Origin of the sequence: Frankia sp. AgB32 (assembly GCF_023243045.1) — a bacterium.
Lineage (GTDB): Bacteria > Actinomycetota > Actinomycetes > Frankiales > Frankiaceae > Frankia.
This window is the reverse complement of sequence record NZ_JALKFX010000163.1, coordinates 1-1,027: the sequence shown is the minus strand read 5'-3', so window position 1 is coordinate 1,027 and position 1,027 is coordinate 1. Positions and strand designations below refer to the sequence as shown.

Sequence of the window (1,027 nt, the reverse complement as noted above, 5' to 3'; positions counted from 1 at the left end):
TCGTGGCTGGTGGGTTGGTACGGCGTGGCGGCGTGGCCTCAGTGCCGCTGGGTGGTTTGGTCACGGTTCGTGGCTTCGATGGTGACCCCGGAGCAGGTGTCGGTCGGGGTGCTGGTGACGGCGGTGTCGCGGGACGCGGTGGACGAGGCGGTGGCGGCCTGTGGGGTCGGTGAGCGGCGCAGGGGCGGGAAGCTCCCGCCACATGTGACGGCCTATCTGACGTTGGGGATGTGTCTGTTCCCGGACGACGACTACGCCGAGGTCGCGGCGAAGGTCACCGGGTCGCTGGACCGGTTCGGCTGCTGGGACGCCGGGTGGGCCCCGCCGAGCGCGAGCGGGATCACCCAGGCCCGCAAGCGGCTGGGTCGGGCGGTGATGGCCGAGGTGTTCGAACGGGTCGCGGGCCAGGTCGCGACCCTGTCGACGCGGGGCGCGTGGCTGCGGGGGCGGCTGCTGCTCGCGATCGACGGGTTCGACGTCGACGTGCCTGACACCGAGGAGAACGCGGCCGAGTTCGGCTACGCCGGGGCGGGTGAGAAGCGCTCGGCGTTCCCGAAGCTGCGGGTCGTGGCTCTGGCGGAGTGCGGCACGCACGCGTTGCGGGCAGCCGAGGTCGGCGGCTGGGCGAGCGGGGAGCGGACCCTGGCGCGCGGGCTACCGATGCGGCTGCACCGCGACGAGGTGCTGACCGCCGACCGGGGGTTCTACTCGTTCGCCAACTGGTCGCTGGCCGCCGGTACCGGCGCGGACCTGATCTGGCGGGCCCCGACCGGGCTGAGGCTGCCGGTCGTGCAGGTCCTGGCCGACGGCACGTTTCTGACCGTGCTGATCAACCCGGAGATCACGGGCGGCCGGCGCCGCGAGCGGCTGCTCGCCGCCGCGAAGGCCGGCGGGGAACTCGACCCGGACGAGGCGCACCTGGCCCGGGTCGTCGAGTACGACATCCCCGACCGCGCCGGCAACGGCACCGGCGAACTGGTCGCCCTGCTCACGACGATCCTCGACCCGGCGCAGGCCCGCGCCGACG

Annotated in this window: 1 protein-coding gene; it reads left to right on the top strand. The window is 73.8% G+C overall.

All coding sequences use genetic code 11. The features are described from left to right. Window positions 1-78 precede the first annotated feature (78 nt). Window positions 79-1,027 (top strand): IS4 family transposase (locus tag MXD60_RS26235; protein WP_248822383.1); only part of this gene is annotated, 949 nt, incomplete at its 3' end.